The organism is Escherichia sp. WS1450 (assembly GCF_046487395.1).
GTDB lineage: Bacteria > Pseudomonadota > Gammaproteobacteria > Enterobacterales > Enterobacteriaceae > Escherichia > Escherichia coli.
This window is the reverse complement of record NZ_JBJQJO010000001.1, coordinates 47,975-72,554: the sequence shown is the minus strand read 5'-3', so window position 1 is coordinate 72,554 and position 24,580 is coordinate 47,975. Positions and strand designations below refer to the sequence as shown.

Below are 24,580 nucleotides of genomic sequence, written 5' to 3'. Positions count from 1 at the left end.
TTATATTTTATTGTTTATTTCATGCAGCCATTACACGATGAACGCTTATGAACTCCAGGCACTCCGCCATATTTTTGCCATGACTATTGATGAATGCGCGACCTGGATTGCCCAGACCGGTGACAGTGAAAGCTGGCGTCAATGGGAAAATGGCAAATACGCCATTCCTGATCGTGTAGTCGAGCAACTGTTGGCTATGCGTCAGCAAAGAAAAAAACATCTTCATGCCATCATAGAGAAAATAAATAACCGCATCGGCAACAACACCATGCGTTTTTTCCCCGACTTAACCGCGTTTCAACAAGTCTACCCTGATGGCAATTTTATTGACTGGAAGATCTATCAATCGGTAGCCGCTGAATTATATGCACACGATCTGGAGCGCCTTTGTTAATTTTCCAAAGAAAGGAATTGTCGTTGTTACAACAATAATGAACGGATGCTGACACAACATCGCTTCACTTTTTAAAGCACCTTTGCTAAGTAGAACCTATGAAAAATCCCTATTTCCCTACCGCACTTGGGTTGTATTTTAATTACCTGGTGCATGGTATGGGCGTCATTTTGATGAGCCTGAATATGGCCTCGCTGGAGACGCTTTGGCAGACTAATGCCGCAGGCGTCTCAATAGTTATCTCATCGCTGGGTATTGGTCGATTAAGTGTCTTGCTTTTTGCAGGATTATTATCCGATCGCTTTGGTCGCCGCCCTTTTATCATGCTCGGGATGTGCTACTATATGGCCTTCTTTTTTGGCATCCTGCACACCAATAACATCATTATCGCTTATGTTTTTGGCTTTCTGGCGGGAATGGCAAACAGTTTTCTCGATGCAGGCACCTATCCCAGTTTGATGGAAGCTTTTCCACGCTCACCGGGTACAGCCAATATTTTAATTAAAGCATTTGTTTCCAGCGGGCAATTTTTATTACCGCTAATCATTAGCCTGTTAGTGTGGGCTGAACTGTGGTTCGGTTGGTCCTTTATGATTGCCGCAGGCATTATGTTTATTAACGCTCTGTTTTTATACCGTTGTACGTTCCCACCCCATCCGGGTCGTCGCTTACCTGTCATAAAGAAAACCACCAGCTCTACGGAACATCGCTGCTCAATAATCGATTTAGCCAGTTATACCTTATATGGCTATATCTCAATGGCAACGTTTTATCTGGTTAGCCAGTGGCTGGCACAGTACGGACAATTTGTTGCAGGCATGTCATACACTATGTCGATCAAACTACTCAGTATCTACACCGTGGGTTCGCTGCTTTGTGTATTTATTACCGCTCCACTCATTCGTAATACCGTTCGAGCAACAACATTACTCATGCTGTACACCTTTATCTCATTTACTGCTCTGTTTACCGTCTGCCTGCATCCCACATTTTATGTGGTGATAATATTTGCTTTTGTCATTGGTTTTACCTCTGCTGGAGGTGTTGTGCAAATTGGCCTGACATTAATGGCTGAACGTTTCCCCTACGCTAAAGGTAAAGCTACAGGGATCTATTACAGTGCGGGCAGTATTGCGACCTTTACTATTCCGTTGATTACGGCTCATCTGTCCCAAAGAAGTATTGCCGATATTATGTGGTTCGATACCGCCATCGCTGCCATCGGCTTTTTACTGGCACTGTTTATCGGCTTACGCAGCCGCAAAGAAACGCGGCATCACTCGCTAAAGGAAAATGTCGCTCCGGGTGGGTAATGCAATATTCTTTTCAGGTCATGCAAGATCTTACGGATAAATAACTATTTCTGCGCTAACTAAGGAAAATCGCGATCAAAAACAAACTATGACATGCAATATTCCTGGAAACATAAACTTTATGCCATGTACCCAGGGAAAATCATCTTCAGTATAGTAATTATGTAAACCGTCGGAGAACAATACGTACGGTAACGAAATTATCTTTCAGCAAGGAGCTGTGAAAATGTCTCAAAATAAGGCTTTCAGCACGCCATTTATCCTGGCTGTTCTTTGTATTTACTTCAGCTATTTCCTGCACGGCATTAGTGTTATTACGCTTGCCCAAAATATGTCATCTCTGGCAGAAAAGTTTTCCACTGACAACGCGGGCATTGCCTATTTAATTTCCGGTATCGGTTTGGGGCGATTGATCAGTATTTTATTCTTCGGTGTGATCTCCGATAAGTTTGGTCGTCGGGCGGTGATATTAATGGCAGTAATAATGTATCTGCTATTCTTCTTTGGTATTCCCGCTTGCCCGAATTTAACTCTCGCCTACGGTCTGGCAGTGTGCGTAGGTATCGCTAATTCAGCGCTGGATACGGGTGGCTACCCCGCGCTCATGGAATGCTTTCCGAAAGCCTCTGGTTCGGCGGTCATACTGGTTAAAGCGATGGTGTCATTCGGGCAAATGTTCTACCCAATGCTGGTGAGCTATATGTTGCTCAATAACATCTGGTACGGCTATGGGCTGATTATTCCGGGTATTCTGTTTGTACTGATCACACTGATGCTGTTGAAAAGCAAATTCCCCAGCCAGTTGGTGGACGCCAGCGTAGCTAATGAATTACCGCAAATGAACAGCAAACCGTTAGTCTGGCTGGAAGGTGTTTCATCAGTACTGTTCGGTGTAGCCGCATTCTCGACCTTTTATGTGATTGTGGTGTGGATGCCCAAATATGCGATGGCTTTTGCTGGTATGTCAGAAGCTGAGGCATTAAAAACCATCTCTTATTACAGTATGGGCTCGTTGGTCTGTGTCTTTATTTTTGCCGCACTGCTGAAAAAAATGGTCCGGCCCATCTGGGCTAATGTATTTAACTCTGCACTGGCAACAATAACAGCTGCCATTATCTACCTGTACCCTTCTCCATTGGTGTGTAATGCCGGAGCCTTTGTTATCGGTTTCTCAGCAGCTGGCGGCATTTTACAGCTCGGCGTTTCGGTCATGTCAGAGTTTTTCCCAAAAAGCAAAGCCAAAGTCACCAGTATATATATGATGATGGGTGGACTGGCTAATTTTGTTATTCCGCTGATTACCGGTTATCTGTCGAACATCGGCCTGCAATATATCATTGCTCTCGATTTTACTTTCGCGCTGCTGGCCCTGATTACCGCAATTATTGTCTTTATCCGCTATTACCGCGTTTTCATTATTCCTGAAAATGATGTGCGGTTTGGCGAGCGTAAATTTAGCACCCGGTTAAACACAATTAAGCATAGAGGTTAAAGGAGTTAATTATGGATGTTACCGCAAAATACGAATTGATTGGGCTGATGGCCTATCCCATCCGCCACAGTTTATCGCCTGAAATGCAGAATAAAGCCTTAGAAAAAGCGGGATTGTCATTTACCTATATGGCCTTTGAAGTGGATAACGATAGTTTTCCCGGAGCAATTGAAGGATTAAAAGCCCTCAAAATGCGCGGAACTGGTGTATCAATGCCGAACAAACAACTGGCGTGTGAATATGTTGATGAATTAACGCCAGCGGCCAAACTGGTGGGTGCCATCAACACCATCGTTAATGATGATGGCTATCTGCGTGGCTATAACACCGACGGCACGGGCCATATTCGCGCCATTAAAGAGAGCGGTTTTGATATCAAAGGCAAAACGATGGTGCTGTTAGGGGCCGGAGGTGCCTCAACGGCGATTGGCGCGCAGGGGGCAATTGAAGGTTTAAAAGAAATTAAACTCTTTAACCGTCGGGATGAGTTCTTCGATAAAGCCCTCGCCTTCGCGCAGCGGGTTAACGAAAACACCGATTGTGTCGTCACGGTTACCGATCTCGCCGATCAGCAAGCCTTTGCTGAAGCCCTGGCTTCCGCCGACATTTTAACCAATGGCACAAAAGTGGGTATGAAACCCCTTGAGAATGAATCATTGGTTAATGATATCAGTCTGTTACATCCGGGACTTCTGGTCACTGAATGCGTGTATAACCCGCATATGACGAAGTTATTGCAGCAGGCGCAACAAGCTGGTTGCAAAACGATTGATGGATACGGCATGTTGTTGTGGCAAGGGGCTGAACAGTTCACGTTATGGACTGGCAAAGATTTCCCTCTGGAATATGTTAAACAGGTCATGGGGTTCGGTGCCTGACAGGCTGACCGCGTGCAGAAAGGGTAAAAAATGAAAACCGTAACTGTAAAAGATCTCGTCATTGGTACGGGCGCACCTAAAATCATCGTCTCGCTGATGGCGAAAGATATCGCCAGCGTGAAATCTGAAGCTCTCGCCTATCGTGAAGCGGACTTTGATATTCTGGAATGGCGTGTTGACCACTATGCCGACCTCTCCAATGTGGATTCTGTCATGGCGGCGGCAAAAATTCTCCGTAAAACCATGCCAGAAAAACCGCTGCTGTTTACCTTCCGCAGTGCCAAAGAAGGCGGCGAGCAGGCGATTTCCACCGAGGCTTATATTGCACTCAATCGTGCAGCCATCGACAGCGGCCTGGTTGATATGATCGATCTGGAGTTATTTACCGGCGATGATCAGGTTAAAGAAACCGTCGCCTACGCCCACGCGCATGATGTGAAAGTTGTCATGTCCAACCATGACTTCCATAAAACGCCGGAAGCCGAAGAAATCATTGCCCGTCTGCGCAAAATGCAGTCCTTCGACGCCGATATTCCTAAGATTGCGCTGATGCCGCAAAGTACCAGCGATGTGCTGACGTTGCTTGCCGCGACCCTGGAGATGCAGGAGCAGTATGCCGATCGTCCAATCATCACGATGTCAATGGCAAAAACTGGCGTAATTTCTCGTCTGGCTGGTGAAGTATTTGGCTCGGCGGCAACTTTTGGTGCGGTAAAAAAGGCCTCTGCACCAGGGCAAATCTCGGTAAATGATTTGCGCACGGTATTAACTATTTTACACCAGGCATAAGCAATAATATTTCGGCGGGAACATCCTCCCCCGCCGAACTAAAAAAATATATTTAACCGTATTTAATAAAAATATTTCGTGAGTCTCTGTGCGCTAATTCTCCATCTGGCGTAGGGAAAATCACACCTGAATCAGGAATTAACAATGAAACCTGTAAAACCACCTCGTATTAATGGACGAGTGCCGGTCCTGTCGGCACAGGAAGCGGTGAATTATATTCCCGACGAAGCAACACTTTGTGTGTTAGGCGCTGGCGGCGGTATTCTGGAAGCCACCACGTTAATTACAGCTCTTGCTGATAAATATAAACAGACTCAAACGCCACGTAATTTATCGATTATTAGTCCGACAGGGCTTGGCGATCGCGCCGACCGTGGTATTAGTCCGCTGGCGCAAGAAGGTCTGGTGAAATGGGCATTATGCGGTCACTGGGGACAATCGCCGCGTATTTCTGATCTCGCAGAACAAAATAAAATTATTGCTTATAACTATCCACAAGGTGTACTTACACAAACCTTACGCGCCGCCGCAGCCCACCAGCCTGGTATTATTAGTGATATTGGCATCGGAACATTTGTCGATCCACGCCAGCAAGGCGGCAAACTGAATGAAGTCACTAAAGAAGACCTGATTAAACTGGTCGAGTTTGAAAACAAAGAATATCTCTATTACAAAGCGATAGCGCCAGATATTGCCTTCATTCGCGCTACCACCTGCGACAGCGAAGGCTACGCCACTTTTGAAGATGAGGTGATGTATCTCGACGCATTGGTTATTGCCCAGGCGGTGCACAATAACGGCGGTATTGTGATGATGCAGGTGCAGAAAATGGTTAAGAAAGCCACGCTGCATCCTAAATCTGTCCGTATTCCGGGTTATCTGGTGGATATTGTGGTGGTCGATCCGGATCAAACCCAACTGTATGGCGGTGCGCCGGTTAACCGCTTTATTTCTGGTGACTTCCCCCTTGATGACAGCACCAAACTTAGCCTGCCCCTAAACCAACGTAAATTAGTTGCACGGCGCGCATTATTCGAAATGCGTAAAGGCGCGGTGGGGAATGTCGGCGTCGGTATTGCTGACGGCATTGGCCTGGTCGCCCGGGAAGAAGGTTGTGCTGATGACTTTATTCTGACGGTAGAAACAGGTCCGATTGGCGGAATTACTTCACAGGGTATCGCCTTTGGCGCGAACGTGAATACCCGCGCCATTCTGGATATGACGTCCCAGTTTGATTTTTATCACGGTGGTGGTCTGGATGTTTGTTATTTGAGTTTTGCTGAAGTCGACCAGCACGGTAACGTCGGCGTGCATAAATTCAATGGCAAAATCATGGGCACCGGTGGATTTATTGATATCAGTGCCACTTCGAAGAAAATCGTTTTCTGCGGCACATTAACTGCGGGCAGTTTAAAAACAGAAATTACCGACGGCAAATTAAATATCGTCCAGGAAGGACGGGTGAAGAAATTTATTCGGGAACTACCGGAAATTACTTTCAGCGGAAAAATCGCTCTCGAGCGAGGGCTGGATGTTCGTTATATCACTGAGCGCGCAGTATTCACGCTGAAAGAAGACGGCCTGCATTTAATCGAAATCGCCCCTGGCGTCGATTTACAAAAAGATATTCTCGACAAAATGGATTTCACCCCAGTGATTTCGCCAGAACTCAAACTGATGGACGAAAGATTATTTATCGATGCGGCGATGGGTTTTGTCCTGCCTGAAGCGGCTCATTAACAGGAGTATCACGATGGATTTTTCTTTAACTGAAGAACAAGAACTGCTGCTGGCCAGTATTCGCGAACTGATTACGACTAACTTTCCGGAAGAGTATTTCCGCACCTGCGATCAAAACGGGACATACCCGCGTGAATTTATGCGGGCACTGGCGGATAACGGTATTTCCATGCTTGGCGTGCCGGAAGAATTTGGTGGTATCCCTGCGGATTACGTCACCCAAATGCTGGCGCTGATGGAAGTGTCAAAATGCGGTGCCCCGGCATTTTTGATCACCAACGGTCAATGTATTCACAGTATGCGCCGTTTCGGTTCTGCAGAGCAGCTACGTAAAACGGCGGAAAGCACCCTGGAAACGGGTGATCCCGCCTATGCCCTGGCATTGACGGAACCAGGCGCAGGCTCAGATAACAACAGCGCCACCACCACTTACACGCGTAAAAACGGCAAGGTTTACATCAACGGCCAGAAAACCTTTATTACCGGTGCGAAAGAGTACCCGTATATGCTGGTGCTGGCGCGCGATCCGCAACCGAAAGATCCCAAAAAAGCCTTCACCCTGTGGTGGGTCGACTCCAGTAAGCCCGGCATTAAGATTAACCCGCTGCATAAAATCGGCTGGCATATGCTCAGCACCTGCGAAGTCTATCTCGACAACGTGGAAGTTGAAGAGAGCGACATGGTGGGCGAAGAAGGAATGGGTTTCCTCAATGTGATGTATAACTTTGAGATGGAGCGCCTGATCAACGCCGCGCGCAGCACCGGCTTTGCCGAGTGTGCCTTTGAAGATGCCGCCCGCTATGCCAACCAGCGTATCGCTTTTGGTAAACCCATTGGTCATAACCAGATGATCCAGGAAAAACTGGCGCTGATGGCGATTAAGATCGACAACATGCGCAACATGGTGTTGAAAGTGGCATGGCAAGCCGATCAGCATCAGTCACTGCGCACCAGCGCGGCGCTGGCAAAACTGTACTGCGCACGTACCGCAATGGAAGTTATTGATGATGCGATTCAAATCATGGGCGGTCTGGGCTATACCGATGAGGCGCGCGTCTCTCGCTTCTGGCGTGATGTCCGTTGTGAACGTATCGGCGGCGGTACAGACGAAATTATGATTTACGTAGCGGGTCGGCAGATCCTGAAAGATTATCAGAACAAATAATCTGCAGGCGGCGCAGCTTCTTAACAAACTGCGCCGCCAGATTTATCCAACAAGACTTACCGGTTGAGGAAATTCAGATAAGATTTCTTGTTCCGCAAAACAGTTTTTAAATTGCCTGCGGTAATCGCTGGGCGAACAGCCGACATGGCGCAAAAACAGTTTGGCAAAGTGATCGACATTTTCATAACCCACACGCCAGGAGATCTCTGCCTGTGATAATTCAGTATTAGTGAGTGACCATTTCGCTTCCGTCATACGCCGTTGAATAACATAGTTAATAGGGGAAATGCGATACTCTTTGGTAAATTCATGGCAAATATAACTGACGCTGGCACGAAACTTTTTCGATAACTGCTCTAAAGTGATTTTTTCGCGATAGTTATTATTCAGATAGAAAAGAATATCTTTTATCAGAACATCTTTTTTAATATATCCCTGCTCCGAACGATAAGCATTTTTAAAGTTTTCGTAGTAAAGAATTGCTAACGTATAGGCAAAGGCGTCCCATAACGAAGATGTTTGGCTATTTTTACTTTGCGGCAAAATCACACTTAGCTCATTAAATAAGGTTTTAATGACTTCTTTTCCCTGCCCTGCGGCAATTACCGGGCAAGAATGCGGTTGCAGTAGCTGATTTTCCTCAGCCCCCTGAAACTGAAAGCCGTACAGCGCACAAGTACACGTCGTTGCCGGATCGTTAACGTCAGAGGCCACCGCATGCAGCCTGCCACGTTCTATCACCACAATGTCATCGGCGTGCGCGACATATAACGAAGAATCGATGGTAAACCTTGCTACCCCTTTCTTGACGTAAATCAACTCAGTTTCATTGTCATGAACGTGATGTCCGGACTCCCATTTTGGATCATCGCTAAATGCAAAACGTGAAAGCCGTGGCGTTTTACCGGCGACAAACAGCGTTTCGCTGGCGTTATCAAAACAGCGTTGATACATGACAACCTCCCTATTCCATGAGCAAGCAAAAACAATATATGCCGGATAAAATACGGCGTGTATTGCGGTTATACAACCGCGTTTAGCGAGAGCTAAACAAGATTATTTACACTGAATGCAAGATTGTACGGTCATGGAATAACTATATTGCCGCAAATTGCACTTTTGTTTTAGCGATCGCATTTTTTTTGCAAGATTGTTGGCAAGGAAAACAGCTTGCTCCGTCGAAAACCCCGCACCGCTATCGCACACTATTTTCAGACCATTTTTACCTTCCATCGGAGATGGTTCCGTATGCGACTCACAGGAGAAATCATGAAAATAATAACCTGCTTTAAGCTGGTGCCTGAAGAACAGGACATTGTTGTCACTCCAGAATATACCCTGAATTTCGACAATGCCGACGCCAAAATCAGCCAGTTCGATCTCAATGCCATTGAAACTGCAAGCCAGATTGCAACAGATGACGATGAGATAGCCGCGCTGACCATTGGCGGCTCATTGTTGCAGAACTCGAAAGTGCGTAAAGACGTGCTATCCCGCGGGCCGCATAGCCTGTATTTGGTGCAGGATGCGCAACTTGAACATGCACTGCCTCTCGATACCGCAAAGGCGCTGGCGGCAGCAGTTGAAAAGATCGGCTTCGATTTACTGATCTTTGGTGAAGGTTCCGGCGACCTTTATGCCCAGCAGGTTGGCTTGCTGGTCGGAGAAATTCTGCAACTTCCGGTGATTAATGCAGTGAGTGCTATTCAGCGTCAGGGCAATACACTGGTGATTGAACGCACGCTTGAAGATGATGTTGAAGTTATTGAGCTCTCTGTTCCAGCCGTGCTCTGCGTCACCTCCGATATTAATATGCCACGCATTCCTTCGATGAAAGCCATTCTCGGCGCGGGTAAAAAACCGATAAATCAGTGGCAGGCAAGTGACATTGGCTGGAGCCAGAGCGCGCCACTTGCTGAGCTGACCGGCATTCGCGTACCGCCGCAAACAGAACGTAAGCACATCATTCTCGATAACGATTCGCCGGAGGCCATTGCCGAGCTGGCGGAATATCTGAAGAAAGCCCTGAACTGAAGCCTACGGAGAAGAAACGATGAGTCAATTAAACAGCGTCTGGGTCTTTAGCGATAATCCTGAACGTTATGCTGAACTGTTTGGCGGCGCGCAGCAATGGGGCCAACAGGTGTATGCCATTGTACAAAATACCGACCAGGCGCAGGCAGTTATGCCTTATGGTCCAAAATGTATTTATGTTCTTGAGCAAAATGATGCGCTGCAACGTACTGAAAATTACGCCGAAAGCATTGCTGCCCTGCTGAAAGATAAACATCCTTCTATGTTGCTGCTGGCCGCGACGAAACGCGGTAAAGCTCTGGCAGCACGGTTAAGTGTGCAACTGAATGCGGCGCTGGTGAACGATGCCACTGCGGTGGATATTGTCGATGGTCACATTTGCGCCGAACACCGGATGTATGGCGGGTTAGCGTTCGCACAGGAAAAGATCAACAGCCCGCTGGCGATCATTACCCTTGCACCCGGTGTTCAGGAACCGTGCACCAGTGATACCGCTCATCAGTGCCCGACAGAAACGGTACCTTATGTTGCCCCGCGTCATGAAATTCTCTGTCGCGAACGCCGTGCGAAAGCGGCAAGCAGCGTGGACCTGAGCAAAGCAAAACGTGTGGTTGGCGTCGGTCGTGGTCTGGCAGCGCAGGATGACCTGAAAATGGTCCACGAACTGGCGGCGGTGCTGAATGCTGAAGTCGGCTGTTCACGTCCAATTGCCGAAGGCGAGAACTGGATGGAGCGTGAACGTTATATCGGTGTCTCCGGCGTGTTGCTGAAATCCGATCTCTACCTGACGCTGGGGATCTCCGGGCAGATCCAGCATATGGTTGGCGGCAACGGCGCAAAAGTGATTGTCGCCATCAATAAAGATAAAAATGCGCCAATCTTCAACTATGCCGACTACGGTCTGGTGGGCGATATCTACAAAGTCGTCCCTGCCCTGATTAGCCAGTTGAGCCGCTAATTCCCCTTTCAACCACATCTCCCGCTGTAAACGCAGCGGGAAGGGAGCATAACGCATGTCGGATGACAAATTTGATGCCATTGTGGTCGGTGCGGGCGTTGCCGGTAGCGTTGCCGCACTGGTCATGGCGCGAGCCGGGCTGGATGTCCTGGTGATAGAACGCGGCGACAGTGCCGGATGTAAAAACATGACCGGCGGGCGTCTTTATGCCCACACACTTGAAGCGATTATTCCAGGCTTTGCAGCATCAGCGCCGGTAGAACGCAAGGTCACACGCGAGAAAATCTCCTTCTTAACCGAAGAAAGCGCCGTTACCCTCGACTTTCACCGCGAGCAACCAGATGTTCCGCAACACGCGTCTTATACCGTATTGCGTAATCGTCTGGACCCGTGGTTGATGGAACAAGCCGAGCAGGCGGGCGCGCAGTTTATCCCGGGCGTACGCGTCGATGCGCTGGTTCGTGAAGGAAACAAGGTCACTGGCGTGCAGGCCGGGGATGATGTTCTTGAAGCGAATGTGGTGATTCTGGCTGATGGCGTTAACTCGATGCTTGGCCGCTCGCTGGGAATGGTTTCCGCTTCCGATCCGCATCATTACGCTGTTGGTGTTAAAGAGGTTATTGGCCTCACACCAGAACAGATCAACGATCGCTTTAATATTACGGGCGAGGAAGGTGCCGCCTGGCTGTTTGCCGGTTCCCCTTCTGACGGCCTGATGGGTGGCGGATTCCTCTATACCAATAAGGATTCCATATCGTTGGGGCTGGTTTGTGGATTGGGTGATATCGCCCATGCGCAAAAAAGCGTGCCGCAAATGCTGGAAGATTTTAAACAACACCCCGCCATTCGCCCGCTGATTAGCGGCGGCAAACTGCTTGAATATTCCGCGCATATGGTGCCGGAAGGCGGTCTGGCAATGGTGCCGCAGCTGGTTAACGATGGCGTGATGATCGTTGGTGACGCCGCAGGCTTCTGCCTGAATTTGGGTTTTACAGTTCGCGGCATGGATTTAGCCATTGCATCAGCTCAGGCTACCGCCACAACAGTGATTGCCGCCAAAGAACGCGCGGATTTCTCCGCCAGCAGTCTGGCGCAATACAAACGTGAGCTGGAACAAAGTTGTGTTATGCGCGATATGCAGCATTTCCGCAAGATCCCGGCGCTGATGGAAAATCCGCGCCTGTTTAGTCAGTATCCGCGCATGGTCGCCGACATCATGAACGATATGTTCACCATTGACGGCAAACCAAACCAGCCGGTACGCAAAATGATCATGGGACACGCGAAAAAAATTGGGCTGATCAACTTGCTGAAAGATGGCATTAAGGGAGCAACCGCGCTATGAGCCAGAACGCTACGGTTAACGTCGACATCAAATTAGGCGTCAATAAATTCCATGTTGATGAGGGCCACCCGCATATCATTTTGGCGGCAAATCCCGATATCAATGAATTCCGTAAATTAATGAAAGCCTGCCCTGCCGGACTTTATAAGCAGGATGACGCCGGCAACATTCATTTTGATTCTGCCGGTTGTCTGGAGTGCGGCACCTGTCGGGTGCTGTGCGGCAACACTATTCTCGAACAGTGGCAATATCCCGCAGGCACCTTCGGTATTGATTTTCGCTACGGCTAATCATGCATCCCACAGGCCCGCATCTCGGGCCTGATGTTCTGTCTCGAGAGTCCAAAATGAAAGTGACATTAACGTTTAACGAACAACGTCGTGCGGCGTATCGTCAGCAAGGGCTATGGGGCGATGCTTCGCTGGCCGATTACTGGCAGCAGACCGCTCGTGCGATGCCAGACAAAATTGCCGTGGTCGATAATCATGGAGCATCGTACACCTATAGCGCGCTCGATCACGCCGCGAGCTGTCTGGCAAACTGGATGTTAGCGAAGGGTATTGAATCAGGCGATCGCATCGCATTTCAACTGCCTGGCTGGTGTGAATTTACCGTTATCTATCTTGCCTGCCTGAAAATCGGTGCGGTTTCCGTACCGCTGTTGCCTTCCTGGCGGGAAGCAGAACTAGTATGGGTGCTCAATAAGTGTCAGGCAAAAATGTTCTTTGCTCCGACGTTGTTTAAACAAACGCGTCCGGTAGATTTAATCCTGCCGCTGCAAAATCAGCTTCCACAACTACAACAACTTGTCGGCGTGGACAAACTGGCTCCCGCCACCTCTGCTCTCTCATTAAGTCAGATTATCGCCGACAATACTCCTCTAACCACGGCGATAACGGTCCACGGCGATGAATTAGCCGCGGTGCTGTTTACCTCCGGAACCGAGGGTCTGCCAAAGGGCGTGATGCTAACGCATAACAATATTCTCGCCAGTGAGCGGGCTTATTGCGCGCGGTTGAATCTGACCTGGCAGGATGTCTTTATGATGCCTGCGCCACTTGGTCATGCAACGGGCTTTCTGCATGGCGTAACGGCACCATTCTTAATTGGCGCTCGCAGCGTGTTGTTAGATATTTTCACTCCTGATGCGTGTCTCGCGCTGCTTGAGCAGCAGCGTTGCACCTGTATGCTCGGCGCAACGCCGTTTGTCTATGATCTTTTGAATTTACTGGAGAAACAACCCGCTGACCTTTCAGCGCTGCGCTTCTTTCTTTGCGGCGGGACCACAATCCCCAAAAAAGTGGCGCGTGAATGCCAGCAGCGCGGCATTAAATTATTAAGTGTTTATGGTTCCACAGAAAGTTCGCCGCACGCAGTGGTGAATCTCGACGATCCTTTGTCGCGCTTTATGCACACCGATGGTTACGCTGCCGCAGGTGTTGAGATTAAAGTGGTCGATGACGCACGCAAGACCTTACCGCCAGGTTGCGAAGGTGAAGAAGCCTCGCGTGGCCCCAATGTGTTTATGGGGTATTTTGATGAACCTGAATTAACCGCCCGTGCCCTGGATGAAGAAGGCTGGTATTACAGCGGCGATCTCTGCTGCATGGATGAGGCCGGCTATATAAAAATAACCGGGCGCAAGAAAGATATTATTGTCCGCGGCGGCGAAAATATTAGCAGCCGTGAAGTAGAAGATATTTTATTGCAGCATCCTAAAATTCACGATGCCTGTGTGGTTGCGATGCCCGATGAACGTTTAGGTGAACGCTCATGCGCTTATGTCGTGCTGAAAGCACCGCATCATTCATTATCGCTGGAAGAGGTGGTGGCTTTTTTTAGCCGTAAACGGGTCGCGAAATATAAATATCCTGAACATATCGTGGTAATCGAAAAACTACCGCGCACTGCCTCAGGTAAAATACAAAAGTTTTTGTTAAGGAAAGATATTATGCGGAGATTAACTCAGGATGTCTGTGAAGAGATTGAATAAGTTTCATCTTCGGGGATCACATAAACCCGGCGACTGAACGCCGCCGGGGATTTATTTTATTTCTTCAGTTCAGCCAGGCTTAACCAGGTTTGCACCACGGTATCCGGGTTCAGAGACAGGCTATCGATCCCTTCTTCCATCAACCATGCGGCAAAGTCTTCGTGGTCGGACGGGCCCTGACCGCAAATCCCGACATATTTGCCCTGTTTCTTCGCGGCACGAATCGCCATCGACAGCAGTGCTTTCACCGCATCGTTGCGCTCATCGAACAGTTCAGACACCACTCCGGAGTCACGGTCCAGACCGAGCGCCAGCTGTGTCATGTCGTTTGAGCCAATTGAGAAGCCGTCGAAATATTCGAGGAACTGCTCTGCCAGCAAGGCGTTGGACGGAATTTCACACATCATGATGATTTTCAGCCCGTTCTCACCACGTTTCAGCCCCTGACGCGCCAATTCGTCAACCACCGCTTTCGCCTGATCTACGGTACGCACGAACGGGATCATGATCTCAACGTTGGTCAGTCCCATGTCGTTGCGCACACGTTTCACTGCTTCACACTCCAGCGCAAAGCAGTCGCGGAAGCTGTCGGAAACATAGCGGCCCGCGCCACGGAAGCCGAGCATCGGGTTCTCTTCATCTGGCTCGTAACGCTCACCACCGACCAGGTTGGCATATTCGTTCGATTTAAAATCAGAGAGACGGACAATGACGCGCTTCGGATAAAACGCGGCACCCAGCGTCGCGATCCCTTCAGTCAGACGCCCAACGTAAAATTCACGCGGAGAATCAAAACATTTCATCATCTCGCGGATTTCGTTTTGCAACTGCGGTTCCTGATCGTCAAACTCAAGCAGTGCGCGTGGGTGGACGCCAATCATACGGTTGATGATAAATTCCAGACGCGCAAGGCCCACGCCTTCGTTCGGCAGGCAGGCGAAGTCGAAAGCACGGTCCGGGTTACCGACGTTCATCATTACTTTCAACGGCAGATCCGGCATCGTTTCTACGCTGGAGCTTTTCACGCTAAATTCCAGCAACTCCGCATAGACATAACCGGTATCACCTTCGGCACAAGAAACAGTGACGTTCTCACCGTCTTTCATCCGTTCTGTTGCATCACCACAGCCCACTACCGCCGGAATGCCGAGTTCACGAGCGATGATCGCCGCGTGACAGGTACGCCCCCCACGGTTGGTGACGATGGCAGATGCTTTCTTCATGATCGGTTCCCAGTCCGGGTCGGTCATGTCAGTAACCAGCACGTCGCCAGGTTCGATGCGGTTCATTTCGCTGATGTCATGGATGACTTTCACCGGACCCGCGCCGATGCGATGACCGATAGCACGGCCTTCGGCGATAATCTTACCCTGTGAATGCAGCGTATAACGCTCCATGACCTGACCGCGTGAGCGCACGGTTTCCGGACGCGCCTGCACAATGAACAGTTTGCCGGTGTGGCCATCTTTCGCCCACTCAATATCCATCGGGCGACCGTAGTGTTTCTCAATTTGTACGGCCTGTTTTGCCAGTTCCTGCACTTCTTCGTTGCTCAGCGAGAAGATGTCACGCTGTTCCTGCGGTACGTCTTCGATTTTAACCTGCTTGCCGTGCTCCTGGGTCGGCGCGTAGACCATGCGGATTTTTTTCGACCCCATGGTGCGGCGCACGATAGCCGGGCGATTCGCCGCCAGTGTCGGTTTATGCACGTAAAACTCATCCGGGTTAACCGCACCCTGCACGACCATTTCACCAAGGCCCCATGCGGAAGTGATAAACACCACCTGGTCAAAGCCGGATTCGGTATCAATGGAGAACATCACGCCAGAAGATGCGAGGTCGGAGCGCACCATCCGCTGAACACCGGCGGAGAGCGCCACGCCACGGTGATCGTAACCCTGGTGCACACGATAAGAGATGGCGCGATCGTTAAACAGAGAAGCAAATACATGTTTCACTGCCACGAGAACGGCGTCAAAACCCTGAACGTTGAGGAAAGTTTCCTGCTGACCGGCAAAAGAAGCGTCCGGCATATCTTCTGCGGTAGCGGAGGAACGCACCGCAAACGAGGCGTTTTCGTCATCGGCGGAAAGCTGTGCATAGGCTTCGCGGATGGCGTTTTCCAGCTCAGGCTGGAAGGGAGTGTCGATAATCCACTGGCGGATTTGCGCGCCCGCTTTCGCAAGCTGGGTAACATCGTCAATATCCGTTTTATCCAGCAGTTCATAAATGCGCTGGTTTACGCCGCTTTGGTCCAGAAACTGGTTAAACGCGTCGGCGGTTGTGGCGAAACCATTCGGAACGGAAACACCCATTCCGGAAAGGTTAGTAATCATTTCACCCAGGGAGGCATTTTTGCCCCCAACCCTGTCTACATCATTCATGCCGAGTTGGTTATACCAAAGCACCAGCGGTGACGAGCCATTGTTGGACATCGAACAATCCTTTTGTGATAAATGAACGGTTTGAGAAACACATTTCTGCGCATTTATCTTTGCATATTTAACCGGATGAAAAAAACGGTGAATCGTTCAAGCAAATATATTTTTTTACTTTTTAAGACTGATCCCAGCGTTGCGCAAATCTGCTCTCTTCGACAATTTCCACATAAACCATCGGTATAAACGAAACCGTAAAAATGAAATGCTGTTTTCATAAAAAATAAAATTGAAGGTTCATTTTATAAACCAGACATAACGTTCTACGCTTCTGTGCGTTTTTAATTTATGCTTTCATAGAATTATGTCTGCATCACGGGAAGAACAAAATGGATAATGCTGTTGATCGCCACGTTTTTTATATTTCTGATGGTACGGCAATAACTGCGGAGGTATTAGGACACGCAGTAATGTCACAATTTCCCGTCACTATCAGCAGCATTACGCTGCCGTTTGTCGAAAATGAGAGCCGTGCACGGGCAGTGAAGGATCAGATTGACGCAATTTATCACCAGACAGGTGTGCGCCCGCTGGTCTTCTACTCCATCGTGTTGCCGGAGATTCGCGCCATCATCTTGCAAAGTGAGGGCTTTTGCCAGGATATCGTTCAGGCGCTGGTTGCCCCGCTACAACAAGAGATGAAACTGGATCCCACGCCGATTGCTCATCGTACCCATGGCCTTAACCCTAATAATCTCAATAAATATGATGCGCGCATTGCTGCGATTGATTACACCCTCGCCCACGATGATGGCATTTCGTTACGCAATCTGGACCAGGCTCAGGTGATCCTGCTCGGCGTTTCTCGCTGTGGTAAAACCCCCACCAGTCTGTATCTGGCAATGCAGTTTGGTATCCGCGCGGCAAACTACCCCTTTATTGCCGACGATATGGATAATCTGGTGCTACCCGCGTCGCTCAAACCGCTTCAGCATAAATTGTTCGGCCTGACTATCGACCCGGAACGTCTGGCGGCGATTCGCGAGGAACGTCGGGAGAACAGTCGCTATGCCTCGCTTCGTCAGTGCAGGATGGAAGTCGCGGAAGTAGAAGCCTTGTACCGTAAAAATCAGATCCCGTGGATTAACAGTACCAATTATTCGGTAGAAGAGATTGCCACCAAGATCCTCGATATCATGGGCCTTAGCCGTCGAATGTACTAGAGAACTAGTGCATTAACTTGTTTTTTTGTTATCATGCTAACCACCCGGCGAGGTGTGACACACCTCGCACTTGAAATCAGCTGCGATTGGTTTATCGTGATGCGCATCACTTCCCGGTAGTCCTGCCGTAGAAGCAACAAATTTCTGAGACTTGTAATGAACAGAACTGACGAACTCCGTACTGCGCGTATTGAGAGCCTGGTAACGCCCGCCGAACTCGCGCTACGGTATCCCGTAACGCCTGGCGTCGCCACCCATGTCACCGACTCCCGCCGCAGAATTGAAAAAATACTGAATGGTGAAGATAAGCGACTGTTGGTCATTATTGGCCCCTGCTCGATCCACGATCTCACCGCTGCAATGGAGTACGCCACCCGTCTGCAGTCGCTGCGCAACCAGTACCAGTCACGGCTGGAAATCGTAATGCGCACCTATTTTGAAAAACCACGAACTGTTGTCGGCTGGAAAGGGCTAATCTCCGATCCGGATTTAAACGGCAGCTATCGGGTAAATCACGGTCTGGAGCTGGCGCGCAAATTACTTTTACAGGTAAATGAGCTGGGCGTCCCCACCGCGACTGAGTTCCTCGATATGGTGACCGGTCAGTTTATTGCTGATTTAATCAGTTGGGGCGCGATTGGCGCACGTACTACCGAAAGTCAGATCCACCGTGAAATGGCTTCGGCACTCTCCTGTCCGGTAGGTTTTAAAAATGGTACCGATGGCAACACGCGGATTGCTGTGGATGCTATCCGCGCAGCCCGCGCCAGCCATATGTTCCTCTCGCCAGACAAAAATGGTCAGATGACCATCTATCAGACCAGCGGCAACCCGTATGGCCACATTATTATGCGTGGCGGCAAAAAACCGAATTATCATGCCGATGATATCGCCGCAGCCTGCGATACGCTGCACGAATTTGATTTGCCTGAACATCTGGTGGTGGATTTCAGCCACGGTAACTGCCAGAAGCAGCACCGTCGCCAGTTAGAAGTTTGTGAGGATATTTGTCAGCAAATCCGCAATGGCTCTACGGCGATTGCTGGAATTATGGCGGAAAGTTTCCTGCGCGAAGGAACGCAAAAAATCGTCGGCGGTCAGCCGCTCACTTACGGTCAATCGATTACCGACCCGTGTCTGGGCTGGGAAGATACCGAACGCCTGGTCGAAAAACTCGCCTCTGCGGTAGATACCCGCTTCTGAATGCGTGCCCATTCCTGATGGGATGGGCATTTCTGCGCAACTTGTTGTCTTCTCAACAAATTACTGCTTGCTCTGGCCCGCCATAATATTGATAATAAGAATCATTGTTATATCAATTATTATTAATCTTTATGCGTTATACGGATAGCAGAAAACTCACGCCTGAAACGGATGCCAATCACAAGACCGCTTCCCCGCAGCCCATTCGGCGAATTACCAGCCAGACACTGTTAGGCCCGGATGGCAAACTGATTATCGATCATGACGGGCAAGAATATCTGCTCCGTAAAACTCAGGCTGGCAAGCTGCTGTTGACCAAGTAGCCTTTAACTCGAGCAGCTGACTTCCAGCCGTTTACCCCAGTCAGGTGGACGACTGACATAGTCATCATCTCTGTCGCTGAAAGGATTTCGCAACGCCTCATGCAGGCGGTGCAATTCCGTCATATCACCCTTTTCTGCCGCTTCAATCGCCCGTTGCGCCAACCAGTTGCGCAACACCAGAGCTGGGTTAACGCTTTGCATCAGTTGCTGACGCTCAATATCGCTAACCTCGTCTTGTTGCAAACGCCTCCGATAACGGGCAAACCAGTCATCAAATGCCGCACGATCAATAAACTCATCACGTAGCGGTGACGCCGCGCTGTGCTGCTCGGTCAGACTCAGCATGCGGAATGTGCGGGTATAATCGCTGCGCTCTCGCGCCAACAGACTGAATAATTCATTCAGTAGCGCGTTATCCTCTTTTTGCTCCGTCATGAAGCCCAGTTTCTGCCGCATCCGTTGTCCATAATGCGTCAACAAAACCTGCTGATAGCTGTCCAGGGCCTCATTCAGGGCATCTACGGCAACAAATGGTGACAATGTCTGCGCCAGACGCTGTAAATTCCACAACGCGACGGCAGGTTGATTATCAAAGCTATAACGCCCTTGGTGATCCGAGTGATTACAAATAAAACCGGGTTCGTAATCATCAAGAAAACCAAACGGCCCGTAATCAAGCGTCAGTCCCAGCAGCGACATGTTGTCGGTATTCATCACCCCATGAGCAAAGCCGACCGTCTGCCATTGGGCAATTAACGATGCGGTACGTGCGACAACATCGATAAACCAGAGACGGTATTTGTCCTCATCATCTGCAAGATGTGACCAGTAATGACGAATGGCAAAGTCAGCCAACTGACGAACCTTTTCCGGCTCGCGGCGATAGTAAAAATGTTCGAAATGACCAAAGCGCAGATGACTTGGTGCCACACGCATCAGCATCGCGCCTGGCTCCACCGTTTCCCGATACACTGGCGATTCGCTGGTGACGATACTTAACGCGCGGGTCGTCGGAATGCCCAGATAATGCATCGCCTCACTGGCGAGACTTTCTCGTATCGTCGAACGTAAAACCGCCCGTCCATCACCCATTCGCGAATAAGGCGTCAGGCCAGCACCTTTCAGATGCCAGTCCATTGTAGTGCCATCGGCCAGCTGTTGTTCGCCGAGTAAAATGCCGCGCCCATCACCCAGTTGGCCCGCCCAGACGCCGAACTGATGACCACTGTAAACCTGCGCCAGTGGTGACATACCAGGCAGTAGGGTTTCGCCGCCCCAGACACCTGCGCCATTTTTAAACAGCGACGATGGAATACTCAGCGTGTTAGCGAGTTCGGTATTATGCCAAATCAGCCGGGCATTATTTAAAGGCGTAGGGGAAAGTGCTGTATAGGTTTCTGGCAATTCATCGCGCCAGCGTGTAACAAAAGACAGGGTCATAGATCCTCCTGTTTGATAGTGTAGACGGTTACTCTCGTCTTAAACACCAGCAAACAGGAGGGTTATCGCTGAACCAACGTCGTTATCTGATTTATGGGAACGGCAGGCCACAGACATCCCTGGAGAGCATGGAAATCGAAGGGGGTAATCTGTGCTAATATTTCTGGCGTATCAATGCCCCCCGCGATGATGCAATTGCAACAAGGGGAAATTTGCGCCTGAATCGCACGAATAAACGGTTCGAAGGAGCGATGCGTGATTTGTTGCTGAATAAAACTTTTATCCAGCATTACGCGGGTGAAAAGACCATCAAAAACCGCTTTCATTGTGCTATTGCCTGTGCCCAAATTACCTAACACAAGGGGATACATTTGCGATAAGGAAAAAAGATCGCGATTATCTTTTCCTTCATCGAGATGCGGGTAATTCTCATTAATCAACAGTTCAATAAACGGATATTTTAATAGTTCGCCTGCGTAATTATCCCTGTCTAATAATAAAGTAGCCACTTGTGGGGTTAAATTAAGCCAGGCAAAGAGTTTATGTTGAATAAAAAAGTGTTGGCATGATTTTAGTAATTCCAACTGCTCTGAAAATAATTGCCAATGTTGCTCCGCGGTAAGTTGCGCTATAACCCGACTCGTCGGGATACGAACCGTACCATCTTCACTGGAGAAATGGGTAATTAACTCAACGCCGACAAGGTCTTGCTGGTTATCTCTTATCGGCAGGAAATAGCAATCAGAATGATAAAGATTCTCCAAAAAAATCTTCATGGTAACCGTCCCTCTCGAAGGATGTTTTTCAGTATCCGGCTAAAAGGGATGAGGCCATAAGACATAACAATTACAGAAGGAGTAACTTTCATTTGTTCCATGTTAACCACTTTTTCAGGGGTCCTTTTATTAGATTATCCTGATTATAAACGAATAATCCATTTACGGAATTTTTGTCTGTAAAATACTACTGTATTCAGGAGTAAATGGACGGAGATGTATCATCGCCGTCCATTTTTCGACATACTAGATTCGTCTCGCCTGCCAGAAATTTTTCTGCCAATAGACATTATCGAGTGAGGAACGCATCACTCCCTTGCTGGTAGAGGCGTGGATAAATTGGTTGTTGGTATCGTAAATACCTACATGCAAACCATTTTGTCCGGAACCCGTTTTGAAAAAGACCAGGTCACCAGGCAGCAACTCGTCTTTATCAATTTGCGTGCCGATAGAGGCTTGTTCTTTGGTTTCTCGGGGCAGCTGCAAATCGAAACGATCGCGCATCGTCACAACTACAAATCCCGAACAGTCCACACCGCGCCGCGTCATGCCACCATAACGATACGGCGTGCCATGCCAGCTTTGTAGCTGGTCGTTCAAACCGGCAATAACGGTAATCGAATCAGAAAGTCTGGCATTTGGCGGCGGTGCTTTATGGTGGCTACACCCGGCCAGAAACAGTGCTGTGATCAAAATAAGGCAGAAACGCATTCCGTACGGTTCCTCTGTTTTTTATTCTTGCATTAATTTAGCGTCGTAATTACCCGATTTTCAAGATACTAATGAAATCAGATGGTCGAAATCAGCATTCGGTGACCTTCGATATCCAGACGGCGAAAATTCATCCCATAGGCCTGCGCCAGATTTGGCGGCGTGAGCACCTCTTCTCTGCGTCCACTGGCCAGCATTTTTCCACCTTTTAGCAACCACGCCCGATGCGCATGACGCAATGTGTGGTTGAGATCGTGACTGCTCATCACAATCGCCAGTCCTTGCTGACACAGCGCGCTCAGAATTTTGTCTAACGCACTTTGTTGCGCAACATCAAGACTGTTCATCGGCTCATCAAGAAGCAGCAATTGGCCTGCGGGATTGGCTTGTGGTGTGATTTGCAGCACCACCGCAGCAAGACGTACGCGTTGCCATTCGCCGCCGGAAAGTTGATTGGTGCTACGTCCGAGTTTGTCATCAAGAGCCAGCGCCCCTGCGACATCATTCAGTAGTTCGGTACGCGTTTTATCGTGCTGATGCAGTGTCAGGTAGTGCCAGACCGGCATTGCAAACGGTGGCGTCTGTTGTTGTGAAAGATAGGCTCGATGCAGCGCGAGTTTTGTTGCGGACCATGCTTCCAGTGGTTGCCCCGCGAACTGAATGCTTCCCTTACCGCTGGTCATTCCGGCCATTCGCGCCAGTAAGGTACTCTTACCCGCGCCGTTCGGCCCCACCAGATGCAGGATCTCCCCAGCCCGAACCTCGCCAGAAAGCGGCCCCAGGCGGGTAGATTCCGCAACATCCTGTAACTGCATCACAATAGACATTATTTCGCCAACGCCAGTTTAATGCTTTCCATCACAATGGGATCTTCCGGCGTCATATCCGGGGAAAAACGCTGGATGACCAATCCGTCCCTGCCAACTAAAAATTTCTCAAAATTCCATAAAATATCATCAAGGTACAGCGGTGCACGACCTTTGCTGACCATACGGGCATAGAATCCGCTCTCTTCCGGCGCGACTGCGGTCGGCGCTGCGGCAATCAATTTTTGATACAGCGGATGGCGTCCTTCGCCATTAACTTCAATCTTACTGAACATCGGGAACGTCACCCCCCATGTAGTGGTGCAGTAAGTTTTAATCTCTTCATCGCTGCCCGGTTCTTGCTCCAGAAACTGGTTGCACGGGAATCCCAGCACCACAAAACCACGATCGGCCCAGGCTTTCTGAATATTCTCCAACTGCTCATATTGCGGCGTTAAGCCACACTTTGAGGCGACATTGACAATCAACAGCACATTACCGGCGTACTTCTCCAGCGTGGTCACTTCACCGTCGATATCTTTCACTACGGTCGTCAGAATGGAATCTTGCATCGTTTCTCCTGGGTGTGGTCAGTAAAAATCTTAGCTTTTAATCATAGACCGTCTTTTTGCGGCTAACGTCCTGCTTTTAACAATAACCAGATAAACACCGGCGCACCCAACGTTGCGGTGACCACGCCAATAGGCAGCTCTGCGGCAGCTAATGCCAGGCGCGCTACAACATCGGCCAGCAGCAATGCGCTCGCCCCTGCCAGCGCGCAGCCGGGAAGTAATACGCGATGATCGGTCAAACCACATAACCGGAGAATATGTGGGATCACCAGACCAATAAAGCCGATAGCACCCGCCAACGCCACACTGACGCCAACCATCCAGCCGGTCGCTGCCACCAGCACATTGCGCCAGAACCACAGGGGTAAACCCAGTTGCCGCGCCGAGATCTCGCCAAGTGCTAACATATTCATCGGCCTGGACTGACAACAGATCCACAACAACACGGGGATCAATGCCAGCATCAGCCAGCTTTGCCGCCAGTCTACGCCGCCAAAACCGCCCATCATCCAGTACATCAGCTGACGTAAATCAACAGAGGTGGAAAAGTAGATAGCCCACGTCATTAGTGCGCTACAGATAATCCCTAATGCAACGCCAGCCAGCAATAACCGACTGGTCGAAAGATGACGACGGGCGAAACGTAAGAGTATTAAAGTGATGATAAGCGCGCCAGCAATCGCACACAGCCCCAGCGCCCAGTTGGGGAGTTGCCCTTGCCCAAGCAATACAGCGGCGATAAGCCCCACGCCTGCGCCATTAGAGACGCCAAGTAGTCCAGGTTCTGCCAGAGGATTTTCAAATAACGCCTGCATTACAGCGCCGGATATAGCCAACGCCGCACCAACCAGCAATACAGCCAGCGTACGTGGCAGGCGAATCTGCCAGACGAACAGTTCGCCTCGAGGAGAAAACCAGTCACCTGGCGAGATCCATTGTTCACCGGCGCAAAGGCTTAAGAGAAGCGCCAGCAGCATCAAAACTGACAGGCATAATAACCAGCGAATATTTTGTCGCTGTTGTTGGCGGGCAAGTGTCAGCATGGTA

The 24,580-nt window shown here is 49.5% G+C and carries 23 protein-coding genes; 15 read left to right on the top strand and 8 right to left on the bottom strand.

What is annotated here, in order from left to right; all coding sequences use genetic code 11:
- Nucleotides 1-37: 37 nt before the first annotated feature.
- The 7 genes from ACJHYR_RS00370 (at nucleotide 38) to ACJHYR_RS00340 (ending at nucleotide 7,771) form a co-directional block, all read left to right on the top strand.
- Nucleotides 38-394, top strand: coding sequence for a YdiL family protein (locus ACJHYR_RS00370; protein WP_001308680.1), 357 nt, complete (start codon nucleotides 38-40; stop codon nucleotides 392-394).
- A gap of 98 nt (nucleotides 395-492) precedes the next feature.
- Complete coding sequence (locus ACJHYR_RS00365) at nucleotides 493-1,707, top strand: MFS transporter (RefSeq protein ID WP_072837387.1); 1,215 nt, start codon at nucleotides 493-495, stop codon at nucleotides 1,705-1,707.
- A 226-nt stretch (nucleotides 1,708-1,933) separates the two neighbouring features.
- Nucleotides 1,934-3,199 carry an MFS transporter gene (locus ACJHYR_RS00360; RefSeq protein WP_001306133.1) on the top strand — a complete coding sequence of 422 codons (1,266 nt, stop codon included), beginning with the start codon at nucleotides 1,934-1,936 and terminating at the stop codon, nucleotides 3,197-3,199.
- Between the two features lie 11 nt (nucleotides 3,200-3,210).
- A complete protein-coding gene (ydiB, locus tag ACJHYR_RS00355) occupies nucleotides 3,211-4,077 on the top strand; it encodes a quinate/shikimate dehydrogenase (protein ID WP_000383491.1) in 867 nt (288 codons plus the stop codon).
- A 30-nt stretch (nucleotides 4,078-4,107) separates the two neighbouring features.
- Nucleotides 4,108-4,866: a type I 3-dehydroquinate dehydratase gene (gene aroD / locus ACJHYR_RS00350; protein ID WP_000860193.1), complete on the top strand. Its 759-nt coding sequence runs from the start codon at nucleotides 4,108-4,110 to the stop codon at nucleotides 4,864-4,866.
- Nucleotides 4,867-5,010: 144 nt separating this feature from the next.
- Entirely contained in the window at nucleotides 5,011-6,606 is a 1,596-nt protein-coding gene (locus ACJHYR_RS00345) for an acyl CoA:acetate/3-ketoacid CoA transferase (RefSeq protein WP_072837388.1), read from the top strand.
- 13 nt (nucleotides 6,607-6,619) lie between these two features.
- The gene (locus ACJHYR_RS00340; RefSeq protein ID WP_000347850.1) at nucleotides 6,620-7,771 is read left to right on the top strand and encodes an acyl-CoA dehydrogenase; all 1,152 of its coding nucleotides are present in this window, start codon (nucleotides 6,620-6,622) and stop codon (nucleotides 7,769-7,771) included.
- A 42-nt stretch (nucleotides 7,772-7,813) separates the two neighbouring features.
- On the opposite strand, the gene ACJHYR_RS00335 is transcribed toward ACJHYR_RS00340, so the two are convergent.
- A complete protein-coding gene (locus tag ACJHYR_RS00335) occupies nucleotides 7,814-8,725 on the bottom strand; it encodes an AraC family transcriptional regulator (RefSeq protein ID WP_000284799.1) in 912 nt (303 codons plus the stop codon).
- A gap of 315 nt (nucleotides 8,726-9,040) precedes the next feature.
- On the opposite strand from ACJHYR_RS00335, the gene ACJHYR_RS00330 reads away from it, so the two are divergent.
- Genes ACJHYR_RS00330 through fadK form a run of 5 tightly spaced genes read left to right on the top strand, consistent with a single transcriptional unit; the run spans nucleotide 9,041 to nucleotide 14,101 of the window.
- Nucleotides 9,041-9,805, top strand: coding sequence for an electron transfer flavoprotein (locus ACJHYR_RS00330; RefSeq protein WP_072837389.1), 765 nt, complete (start codon nucleotides 9,041-9,043; stop codon nucleotides 9,803-9,805).
- Nucleotides 9,806-9,824: 19 nt separating this feature from the next.
- Nucleotides 9,825-10,763, top strand: coding sequence for an electron transfer flavoprotein subunit alpha (locus tag ACJHYR_RS00325; protein WP_000080713.1), 939 nt, complete (start codon nucleotides 9,825-9,827; stop codon nucleotides 10,761-10,763).
- A gap of 55 nt (nucleotides 10,764-10,818) precedes the next feature.
- Nucleotides 10,819-12,108 carry an FAD-dependent oxidoreductase gene (locus ACJHYR_RS00320; protein ID WP_001278514.1) on the top strand — a complete coding sequence of 430 codons (1,290 nt, stop codon included), beginning with the start codon at nucleotides 10,819-10,821 and terminating at the stop codon, nucleotides 12,106-12,108.
- Nucleotides 12,105-12,398 (top strand): ferredoxin family protein, encoded by a 294-nt coding sequence (locus tag ACJHYR_RS00315; protein ID WP_000081071.1) that lies wholly within the window; start codon nucleotides 12,105-12,107, stop codon nucleotides 12,396-12,398. Before ACJHYR_RS00320 ends, ACJHYR_RS00315 begins: the two co-directional genes overlap by 4 nt.
- Nucleotides 12,399-12,454: 56 nt before the next feature.
- The gene (fadK, locus tag ACJHYR_RS00310) at nucleotides 12,455-14,101 is read left to right on the top strand and encodes a medium-chain fatty-acid--CoA ligase (RefSeq protein WP_001309534.1); all 1,647 of its coding nucleotides are present in this window, start codon (nucleotides 12,455-12,457) and stop codon (nucleotides 14,099-14,101) included.
- Between the two features lie 56 nt (nucleotides 14,102-14,157).
- Here fadK and ppsA read toward each other — a convergent pair whose 3' ends face one another.
- A complete protein-coding gene (gene ppsA, locus ACJHYR_RS00305) occupies nucleotides 14,158-16,536 on the bottom strand; it encodes a phosphoenolpyruvate synthase (protein WP_059328064.1) in 2,379 nt (792 codons plus the stop codon).
- Nucleotides 16,537-16,868: 332 nt separating this feature from the next.
- Between ppsA and ppsR the strand changes: the two genes are divergently transcribed.
- The 3 genes from ppsR (at nucleotide 16,869) to hemP (ending at nucleotide 19,228) form a co-directional block, all read left to right on the top strand.
- Complete coding sequence (gene ppsR, locus ACJHYR_RS00300) at nucleotides 16,869-17,702, top strand: posphoenolpyruvate synthetase regulatory kinase/phosphorylase PpsR (RefSeq protein ID WP_000368046.1); 834 nt, start codon at nucleotides 16,869-16,871, stop codon at nucleotides 17,700-17,702.
- Between the two features lie 156 nt (nucleotides 17,703-17,858).
- A complete protein-coding gene (aroH, locus tag ACJHYR_RS00295; protein WP_001082226.1) occupies nucleotides 17,859-18,905 on the top strand; it encodes a 3-deoxy-7-phosphoheptulonate synthase AroH in 1,047 nt (348 codons plus the stop codon).
- A gap of 131 nt (nucleotides 18,906-19,036) precedes the next feature.
- Entirely contained in the window at nucleotides 19,037-19,228 is a 192-nt protein-coding gene (gene hemP / locus ACJHYR_RS00290; RefSeq protein WP_001270810.1) for a hemin uptake protein HemP, read from the top strand.
- Nucleotides 19,229-19,231: 3 nt separating this feature from the next.
- Here the strand turns inward: hemP and selO are convergent, their stop codons facing one another.
- From selO to btuC, 6 genes are all read right to left on the bottom strand, one after another.
- Nucleotides 19,232-20,668: a protein adenylyltransferase SelO gene (gene selO / locus ACJHYR_RS00285; RefSeq protein WP_000175711.1), complete on the bottom strand. Its 1,437-nt coding sequence runs from the start codon at nucleotides 20,666-20,668 to the stop codon at nucleotides 19,232-19,234.
- Nucleotides 20,669-20,730: 62 nt separating this feature from the next.
- On the bottom strand, nucleotides 20,731-21,444 hold the full coding sequence (gene ydiV, locus ACJHYR_RS00280) for an anti-FlhDC factor (protein ID WP_001314778.1): 714 nt from the start codon (nucleotides 21,442-21,444) through the stop codon (nucleotides 20,731-20,733).
- Between the two features lie 246 nt (nucleotides 21,445-21,690).
- Nucleotides 21,691-22,155, bottom strand: a complete 465-nt coding sequence (locus tag ACJHYR_RS00275; protein WP_001209780.1) for an NlpC/P60 family protein — start codon at nucleotides 22,153-22,155, stop codon at nucleotides 21,691-21,693.
- Nucleotides 22,156-22,232: 77 nt separating this feature from the next.
- Nucleotides 22,233-22,982, bottom strand: a complete 750-nt coding sequence (gene btuD / locus ACJHYR_RS00270; protein WP_000029466.1) for a vitamin B12 ABC transporter ATP-binding protein BtuD — start codon at nucleotides 22,980-22,982, stop codon at nucleotides 22,233-22,235.
- Nucleotides 22,982-23,533, bottom strand: a complete 552-nt coding sequence (gene btuE, locus ACJHYR_RS00265; protein ID WP_001154182.1) for a bifunctional thioredoxin/glutathione peroxidase — start codon at nucleotides 23,531-23,533, stop codon at nucleotides 22,982-22,984. Before btuE ends, btuD begins: the two co-directional genes overlap by 1 nt.
- Before the next feature lie 62 nt (nucleotides 23,534-23,595).
- On the bottom strand, nucleotides 23,596-24,576 hold the full coding sequence (gene btuC / locus ACJHYR_RS00260) for a vitamin B12 ABC transporter permease BtuC (RefSeq protein WP_000956519.1): 981 nt from the start codon (nucleotides 24,574-24,576) through the stop codon (nucleotides 23,596-23,598).
- Between the last annotated feature and the right edge of the window lie 4 nt (nucleotides 24,577-24,580).